Source organism: Paenibacillus forsythiae T98 (assembly GCF_000520735.1).
GTDB lineage: Bacteria > Bacillota > Bacilli > Paenibacillales > Paenibacillaceae > Paenibacillus_AQ > Paenibacillus_AQ forsythiae.
Genome location: NZ_ASSC01000496.1, coordinates 1 through 1,485, shown reverse-complemented (window position 1 = coordinate 1,485; position 1,485 = coordinate 1). Strand labels below are relative to the sequence as shown.

Here is a 1,485-nt window from a genome sequence, read left to right as displayed (position 1 = left end):
CGGCGGCCCGGTCCGCCTCCGCCTGCGTGATTTCGCCCATCTCCGCCATGGAGGAGAGAATGATCTTTTGCCGCTTTTTGGCGTTGTCCGGATGAGTATACGGCGAATAATATGTCGGCCCTTTCGGGATGCCTGCCAGGAGCGCGCTTTCCGCGAGGTCCAGCGAAGCGGCGGATTTGCCGAAGTACATCCGGGAGGCCGCCTCGATGCCGTATGCGCCGTGGCCGTAATAAATCTCATTGAGGTACATCCGCAATATTTCGTCCTTGCTGTACTTCATTTCCAGCTGCATCGTGTAAACCGCTTCCTTCACCTTGCGGGTCCATGTTTTCTCATGGGAAAGATACAGGTTGCGGGCGAGCTGCTGGGTCAGCGTACTGGCGCCTTGGGCGCGGCTGCCATTCTCCAGATTGACCAGCACCGCCCGGCCCATGCTCTTGAGATTAAAGCCCGTATGCTCGTAGAATTTACGGTCTTCCACCGCCAGCGTCGCCTGAATCAGCAGAGGAGAGATGTCCTTTAGTCCCACCGGATCATGGCTGCGCCCGTCAGCCGAGAAGACGGCAATCACGTTTCCGCGGGAGTCTATCAGCCGGGAACGGGCATCCTCGGGAATCGGCGGCAGATCCTTCCGGTATAAATAGCCGAGCAGCGCGCCAACGCAGATGAGCAGCAGGAGCGCAAGGCCCGTCAGCGCCAGCAGGAACCTGCGCCAGCGGCTTTTTTTCCGTACCGGCTTGTCAGAGGATTGTAGCGGCATGACACCATGCTCCTTTTATAGAGATTGAGTTCTTCTTCTCATTATGGGGAAGGAAGAGTCCGGATATTCAGGAAAGGAGCGGAATAGGGGTAATAAAAGATAAAGCCCGGCAAGGGCAACACATCACGGAGGTGCGAACATGAGCTTGGTAAGAAGAATTGGCCGAAAAATAGTACGCATAAAAGTGCTGCTGTGCCTCTTCGCGGCAATACTGGCGGTACCCGGGTGGAGTGCGGAAGGAGCACCGGCTTTGGCCGCTTCCGCTCCCGTATGCGGGAGGGGCGATCACGGGCTGCTGAAGGGGCTTCAGGAGAAGCGCATGAACGCTGACGGTTCATCCCTTTCCTTTAACGATATCCAGTTTCTTGGCGCAGCAATCGGCCGGGCGGCCGGGAACGGCTTCATGATCGGCACTTCGGATGCCGGCTGCACATTCCAGACGATTTATGAAGGGCAGTGGTCATTTCGGGACATTGACTTTCCGGATAACGTATACGGCTGGGCGCTTGCGTCCGTTCAGGAAGGACAGCTGGTTTATTTGATCCGGACGACAGATGGCGGCTCGCATTGGAAGCGGCTGTCGGCCGGGCCTGTATCCTTCAGGAAGATTCAGTTTACGGACCGGAGACACGGCTTTGCGTATGACTGGGCATTCGCCTATTACACGGCGGACGGAGGGGCGAGCTGGAGCAAAATCCCGACGCCGTCCAACACCCGCGGCGCCG

The 1,485-nt window shown here is 57.7% G+C and carries 1 protein-coding gene and 1 pseudogene; one reads left to right on the top strand and one right to left on the bottom strand.

Annotated features, from left to right (window positions below; genetic code table 11):
- Window positions 1-760 (bottom strand): transglycosylase domain-containing protein (locus L692_RS0115680; RefSeq protein ID WP_025701093.1); only part of this gene is annotated, 760 nt, incomplete at its 3' end.
- Window positions 761-899: 139 nt separating this feature from the next.
- Between L692_RS0115680 and L692_RS0115675 the strand changes: the two are divergent.
- Window positions 900-1,485, top strand: a pseudogene (locus tag L692_RS0115675) (exo-alpha-sialidase); the annotation flags it as partial.